Here is a 7067-nt window from a genome sequence, read left to right as displayed (position 1 = left end):
CGCGATGCGTCCCGCCCACCCCCTGAGAGGTCTCGTCGCGTCGGGGTTTTCCGTCGTGCTCGCCCTGTTGGTCGCGGGTCAGGCGTCGGCGCAGAACGCCAAGGCCGAGGCGCCGATCCCGGGCGCCACCCTCGCGCTGATGGCGGCCAAGGGCACGAGCCCGCAAGCGCCGGTGCTGTTCCGGGCCTACAAGAGGGAATCCGAGATCGAGGTGTGGAAGAAGGGGGCCGGCGGGCGCTTCGTCTACGTCAAGACGTTCCCGATCTGCCGTTGGTCGGGCCAGCTCGGGCCGAAGCGCAAGAGTGGCGACCGGCAGACGCCGGAGGGGTTCTACAGCGTGCCGCAGCGGCAGATGAACCCGAACTCGCACTACTACCTGTCCTTCGACGTCGGCTACCCGAACGCCTACGACCGGGCGCATGGCGGCACCGGCTCGGCGGTGATGGTCCACGGCGTATGCTCGTCGATGGGCTGCTTCGCGATGATGGACAACACCGTAGGCGAGATCTACGCGATCGCCCGCGACGCGCTGAAGGGCGGGCAGTCTGCGTTCCAGTTCCAGTCCTACCCGTTCCGGATGACCGCCGAGAACATGGCGCGCTACCGCACCGACCCGAACATCGCGTTCTGGCGCGAGCTGAAGGCGGGCGCCGACCGGTTCGAGGCCACGGGGGAGGAACTTCAGGTTTCCGTCGTGGGCGGGCGCTACGCCTTCGCGCCCTCGAAGGACTCAGGCAGGGAAGCCGCCGTCGCCACCCGGCGCGCCGCGGAGGAGGCGCGGATCGCCGCCCTCGTCGAGGACGGGGCGGCGGCGATGCGCACCACCTATTCCGACGGCGGCCAGCACGCCTTCTGGGCGGCGCTCGCCGCCAAGGGCACCTCGCTCGGCGAGGTCAGCCGGCCCGAGGCGCTGGCCTATGCCGGGCTGGAGACGGTGGTCATCCCGGCGAGGCGCCGCGCGCCGCCGGTGCCGGTGCCGGTGCCGGAGGCGACCTGGGCCGCCTGGGCCGCGCCAAGCTCGGCCCTGTCGCCGACCCGCATGGCCGGCTTCGTCCCGTCCTTCGAGCGCGGCCCCGATCCCTTCGGCGGCCTCGACGCCCGCTTCGAGGACCGGATCCCGCGCTTCGTCCGGGCCGGCTGGGCGGTCGATCCGGCGGGGCTCGGCCGCAGGGCGACCGGACCGCTCGCGCTCGCCGACAGGCCGTGAAATCCGAAACGCGAGGCGTGGATGGGACTTATCCCATGTGCGGGCTCGCACATCGCAGCCTGCGGGGCCCACCCATCTCAAACTCTGTCAGAGAGCGGCGATGAGGAAACCACCGTCCGCCCACCGCCTCGGTCGCATTGACGCCGGAGCGGAGAACGGTTCCAGATCGAAGGCGACCGGACCATCCGAACGAAAACGATCCGTGATGACGATGTCGAGAAGTCCTGTAACGGACGGCGGTCTCACGCTGCGCTTCTGGGGCGTGCGTGGTTCGACGCCGGTCTGCGGCCCGGAATACGTCGAGTTCGGCGGCAACACCCCGTGCCTCGAGGTGCGCTGCGGCGAGCGACTGTTCGTCGTCGACGCGGGCTCGGGCCTGTACAATTGCGGCCAGCACAACCGCCAGGACCTGCCGAAGGAGGTCGACCTCCTCTTCAGCCACCTGCATCTCGATCACACCGGCGGCCTGCCGTTCTTCAAGCCCGCGGTGTTCGACGCCGAGCGCACGATCAACACCTGGTGCGGCAACCTTGACGGGCAGTCCGCCGAGGACGCGCTCGGCCGCCTGTTCTCGCCGCCGCTGTTCCCGGTGACCCTCGACATCCTCCCGTGCACGCTGAAGCATCACGGCTTCCGCGCGGGCGAGACGCTGACCTTCGCCGACGGTGCGACCGTCGACACGATCCTGCTCAACCATCCCCAGGGCTCGGTCGGCTATCGCTTCGAGCATGGTGGCAAGCGGCTCTGCATCATCAGCGACATCGAGCACACCGACCCGTGGCCGGACGCCGCGCTGATGCGCTTCGTCGAGGGCGCCGACCTGATGGTCTACGACGGGATGTTCACCGACGGCGAATACCCGACCTGCCGCGGCTGGGGTCACTCGACCTGGCAGAAGGGCGTGGAGCTCGCCCAGGCCGCCGGCGTGAAGGCGCTGGCGATCATCCACCTGCATCCGTGCCATTCGGACACGACCCTGCTTTCGGTCGAGGCGGACATGCAGGCTGTGATGCCGACGGCCTACATCGCCCGCGAGCGCCAGCGCGTCGAGGTCGGCGCGACGCCCGCGATCCGTCGCGAGCCGCTGATCCGCATCGCCTGACGGCATCCGGTTCACGCGCTCGCGCGCGGCCGCCGACGCTGAAGGTAGGCGAAGAAGCCGAACAGCGCGACGCCGATGATCACGCCGCTCCAGCCGTAATTCGTGAGCAGCTGCCCGTCGACCGGGTGCCCAATCAGGCCCATCGCCACCAGCAGGCCGAGCGCCGCGATCGCGGCCGAGACGAGCATTCCGAGCATCATGGGGACTTCTCGCGGAGCGGTTCCAGGTGGTCGGGTGCTCGACCGCTTCGTTGGCGAGAATGCGCCCCCGCGGCCCCCGTTCCGGGCCGCCCGTTCACGGAGGCGTGCGCGACCGGTCGCGGGCCGCCGCCAGCGCGCCCGCGACGAGGGGCGCAAGGATCGCGTCCGCCGCTTGGGTGATCGCCGGCCCGGCCGCGGCCGGGCTGCCGGCGTCGAAGGGCGGGCGCGGCGCGTATTCCGCCACGAGCTGGCTGGTGCGGGCGTAGTCCGCGCCGCGCAGCCTCGCCGCCAGCGCGAGGGCGAAGTCGAGCCCGGCCGAGATGCCGGCCGCGGTGACGCGGTTCCGATCGAACACGACCCGTTCGTCAACCGGCACGGCGCCGAGCAGGGGCAGGACGGCGTCGCGCACGCACCAGTGCGAGGTCGCGCGGTATCCCGCGAGCAAGCCCGCCGCGCCCAGGATCAGCGAGCCGGTGCAGACGCTGGTGACCCAGGCGGCGCGCCCGGCGCGGTCGCGCAGGAAGGCGAGGGCCGCCGCGTCGCGCATCTGGTCGGGCGTGCCGTCGCCGCCGGGCACGAACAGCACGTCGAGGTCGCGGGGGCAGGTCTCGAAGTCCGCGGTGGCGACGAGGGCGAGCCCTGTGTCGCTCGCGACTGGACCGGCGGCCCGCGCCACGAGATCCAGGCTGCCGGGCGCGAGGCCTGAAAGGATCTCCTGCGGGCCGACCACGTCGAGCGCGGTCATGCCCGGATAGAGCAGCATGGCGATCCGCACCGGCCCGTCCTTCGCGACGGACCTGGGTTCGGTCGCGGCGTGGGCGACGGGGCCTCCGACGAGGGCGGTGGAGGCCAGGGCTGCGGCGACGAAGGCACGGCGATCCACCACTCTGCTCCGGTCCCACGGCGCCCTCGGCGCGTCGCGACGATATGGGGCGCTCCCTGCGAAAGGCGCGGGCTCGCGCCGATCTCCGATCTTTAGGCGGGGTGTTCCCGCTGGCGCCCGGCGCCTATGACGGAGGCCGCCATCCCAGCCGGCCGCTCGCGAGGCCGGCGCGCCAACGCAGAGGCTCGCGCATCGTGAACGCCTATTCCGGTCTCGAACGCCGCTTCGCCCGCCTCGACGCGATCGGCGACGCCGCCGGCATCCTCGGCTGGGATTCCCAGACGTTGATGCCGGACGGTGCCGCCGACGGCCGCGCCGACCAGCTCGCGACCTTGCGCGGCCTCGCCCACGAGATCCTGACCGCACCCGAGACCGCCGACGCGCTCTCCGCCGCCGGCGAGCAGGGGCTCGATCCGTGGCAGGCGGAAAACCTCGCCGAGATGCGCCGCGTCCACGCCCACGCCGCCTCGGTGCCGGGCGACCTCGTCGAGGCGAGTTCGCGCGCGACCTCGAAGGCCGAGATGGTCTGGCGCGAGGCCCGCGCGCAGTCGGATTTCGGCCTGCTGCTGCCGCATCTCTCCGAGGTGCTGCGGCTCCAGCGCGAGATCGGGGCGATCAAGGGGGCGGCGCTCGGGCTCGGGACCTACGACGCGCTGCTCGACGAGTACGATCCCGGCATGCGCCGCGCGACCATCGACCCGCTCTTCGCAGAGCTGCGCGCCCGGCTGCCCGGGCTGGTGGCGGCGGCCCAGGAGCGGCAGGCGGGCGAGCCCGCGCCGCTGCCGCTGGACGGCCCGTTCCCGGTGGACGCGCAGAAGCGGATCGGGCTGGCGCTGATGCGGGCGCTCGGGTTCGACTTCACCCGCGGGCGCCTCGACATCAGCCTGCATCCGTTCTGCGGCGGCGCCACGGACGACGTGCGGATCACCACCCGTTACGACGAGGCCAACTTCGGGCGGGCGTTGATGGGCGTGCTGCACGAGACCGGCCATGCGCTCTACGAGCAGGGCCGCCCGGCCGCATGGCGCAACCAGCCCGTCGGCAAGGCGCGCGGCATGAGCCTGCACGAGAGCCAATCGCTGATCGTCGAGATGCAGGCCTGCCGCAGCCGCGCGTTCTTCGCGTTCCTGGCGCCCCTGGTGCGGGCGGAGTTCGGCCGCGACGGCGCCGCCTGCACGGCCGAGAACCTCCACCGCCTGCACACGCGGGTCGAGCCCGGCTTCATCCGGGTGGATGCCGACGAGGCGACCTATCCGGCCCACATCCTGCTGCGCTACGACCTCGAATCCGCGCTGATCGCCGGCGACCTCGCACTGGCCGACCTGCCGGGCGCGTTCAACGACGGCATGCGCCGCCTGCTCGGCCTCACCGTTCCGAACGACCGCCTCGGCTGCCTGCAGGACATCCACTGGCCGAGCGGCGCCTGGGGCTACTTCCCGACCTACACCCTCGGGGCGATGGCCGCCGCCCAGCTCTTCGCCGCGGCCAAGCGCGCCGAGCCGGGAATCCTGCCGGGCCTCGCCACGGGCGACTTCGCGCCGCTGCGGGGCTGGCTGCGCACGCACGTCCACGAACACGGCAGCCGGCTCCCCACCGACACGCTGCTCGAGCGGGCGACCGGCTCTTCGCTCGGGACGGAGGCCTACCTCGCCCACCTCGAGACTCGCTACGGTCGCCCTACAGCGGAATGATGTCCACGGCCGAGCCGAGGCGTGCCTGCGCCAGGTCGGCCACGTGCCGGTGGTGGGTGAACAGGATCGGCTGCACCGTGTCGCCGATCGCTGCCAGCGCTTCGAGGCCGTGCCCGGTGCGCGCGTCGTCGAAGGTCGAGAACAGGTCGTCGCCGATGAACGGCGCCGGCTCTGCCTTGCCCGCGTAATCCTCAAGGTAGGCCAAGCGCAGGGCGAGGTAGAGCTGGTCGCGGGTGCCCTCGCTGAGACCCTGGACGTGGATCGTCTCGCCGCCCGCGCGGCGCGCCACGATCAGCGCCTTGTCGGCCTCGTCGTAATCCTGCGCGAGGCCGGAGAACGCGCCCCCGGTGAGCGCCGCCATGATTCCGCCGGCGCGGGCCAGCAGCGGGTCCTGCTGGCCCGTCCGCTGGCGGGCGATCGCGGTGCCGAGCATCAGGCTCGCGAGCTTGAGCACCGCCCATTGCCGGGCGCTGCCCTGTAGCTCGGCCTCGGCGGCCTTCTTCTGCGCCAGCGCCAGCTCGGCGCCGGTGCCGCCTTCCAGGGCCTCCCGCCGACGCTCGTTCCGGTCGCGCTCGGCGAAGGCCGTCTTGCCGCGCTGGTCGAGGTCCTCGTCCTCCATCGCCAGACGTCGCAGCCCCGCCTCGATCGCGTCCGGATCGATGGCGGCGAGGTCGGCGCGCAGCGTCTCCTCGGGCACGCCGTCGGCGGCGCGGGCCAGCTCGGCGCGGCGCGCCTGCGCCTCGGCCCGCAACGCGCGCCGGGCGACGAGGCGCCCGTGCAGGGCCTCGACCGCGTCCTGCGCCTCGGCCGAGAGGTCCGGCACCGTGTCGGCGAGAAGCCGCGCGAGCGATGCGCGCGCGTCGTCGCGCGCGCGCATCGCCGCCCCGGCCTCCCGTTCGGCCTCGTCGAGGCGCTTGGCGAGCTCACGCCGGCGGGTCTCGCTCGCCTGCGCCTCCTGCAGCCGCTTCTGCAGGCTGCGGATGGCGGCGCTCGGCTGGATGTGGGCGAGGTCGGGCGCCAGCTCCGCGATCAGCGGCGTCACCGCGGCCCGGTAGGCCTCCATGTCGCGGCCGATGCCGGCGACCCGCGCGCGGCGGTTCTCGCGCTCGGCGAGCATGTTCGGCACCGCCTGCCAGGCGGCGAGCGCGCGGGTCGCCATCTCGGTCCCGGCCTCGCCGTCGAGCCCGATCGCGCGGACCGCCTCGGCCCAGGCGCTGCGCCAGGCGGCCTGCTTCGTCTTGGCGTCGGACAGGCTCGCGGTGAACCGCGCGATCCCGACCGCGGCGGCGCCGATCCGGGCGTTCGCCTCGCGGGTCGCCTCCCAGCGGGACGCGATGCCTGCGACGCGCTCCTCGATGCGGGCGAGGATCAGCCCCACGTCGAGGCCGACGAGGTCCGCCAGCCCGGCGCGGGCGGCCAAGTCCAGCAGCGGCGCCCGCGCCGCCTCGATGCGCTCTGTGCGCAGCGCCCGGTCGATGCGCCGCTCGTCGAGGGCGCCCTTGGCCTCGATCAGGGTCTCGGCCTCGCCGAGCCAGGTCGTCATCTCCGCTGGCGTCGCGGCGGCGATGCCGGCCGGGCGCCAGAGGTCGGCCCAGGCGGCCAAGCCCTCGGCGGCCTCGGCTTCGATCTCGGCCAGGATCTCGTCCGCAGCCGCGGACTCGGCCATCTCGGCGTCGAGGCGCTGGCCGTCGGCGGCGTGCTCGGCGACGCGGGCGGCGTCGGCGGCGAGCTCGTCGGCGAGACGGTCGGCGGCCTGGGCCAGGCGCTCGTAGGCTGCGACCTCGCCCGGCGGGCGCCGAACGCCGTCGCTCAGCGCTTCGCGGAGGGGCGCGAAGGCCGCGTCGCGCTCGGCCCGGAGCGCCGACAGGTCGGCGCGGGTCGCGATCGGCCGTCCGGCCTCGCGTTCGCGCAGGCGTGCTTGGCGTGCCGCGACCTGGCGCCTCGCGGCGTCGCGGCGTTCCACGGCCAGCGCGCGCTCGCGCTC

The 7067-nt window shown here is 73.5% G+C and carries 5 protein-coding genes and 1 pseudogene; 3 read left to right on the top strand and 3 right to left on the bottom strand.

The annotated features are described in order from the left end of the window. Window positions 1-4: 4 nt before the first annotated feature. Window positions 5-1207, top strand: coding sequence for a murein L,D-transpeptidase family protein (locus FV229_RS23865; RefSeq protein WP_246688316.1), 1203 nt, complete (start codon window positions 5-7; stop codon window positions 1205-1207). Between the two features lie 205 nt (window positions 1208-1412). After that, a complete protein-coding gene (locus FV229_RS23860) occupies window positions 1413-2309 on the top strand; it encodes an MBL fold metallo-hydrolase (protein WP_147754333.1) in 897 nt (298 codons plus the stop codon). Between the two features lie 11 nt (window positions 2310-2320). Here the strand turns inward: FV229_RS23860 and FV229_RS23855 are convergent, their stop codons facing one another. Both FV229_RS23855 and FV229_RS23850 read right to left on the bottom strand, forming a co-directional pair. Then, entirely contained in the window at window positions 2321-2509 is a 189-nt protein-coding gene (locus FV229_RS23855) for a hypothetical protein (RefSeq protein ID WP_147754332.1), read from the bottom strand. Window positions 2510-2603: 94 nt separating this feature from the next. After that, complete coding sequence (locus tag FV229_RS23850) at window positions 2604-3272, bottom strand: DJ-1/PfpI family protein (RefSeq protein WP_147754334.1); 669 nt, start codon at window positions 3270-3272, stop codon at window positions 2604-2606. 314 nt (window positions 3273-3586) lie between these two features. Between FV229_RS23850 and FV229_RS23845 the strand changes: the two genes are divergently transcribed. Then, window positions 3587-5083, top strand: a complete 1497-nt coding sequence (locus FV229_RS23845) for a carboxypeptidase M32 (protein WP_147754331.1) — start codon at window positions 3587-3589, stop codon at window positions 5081-5083. Here FV229_RS23845 and FV229_RS27655 read toward each other — a convergent pair. Further along, window positions 5070-7067, bottom strand: a pseudogene (locus FV229_RS27655) (chromosome segregation protein SMC); the annotation flags it as partial. The gene FV229_RS23845 and the pseudogene FV229_RS27655 overlap by 14 nt on opposite strands.

This window comes from Methylobacterium sp. WL120 (assembly GCF_008039465.1).
GTDB lineage: Bacteria > Pseudomonadota > Alphaproteobacteria > Rhizobiales > Beijerinckiaceae > Methylobacterium > Methylobacterium cerastii.
The sequence above is the reverse complement of the archived record's forward strand: the minus strand, read 5'-3'. Positions and strand labels throughout refer to the sequence as shown.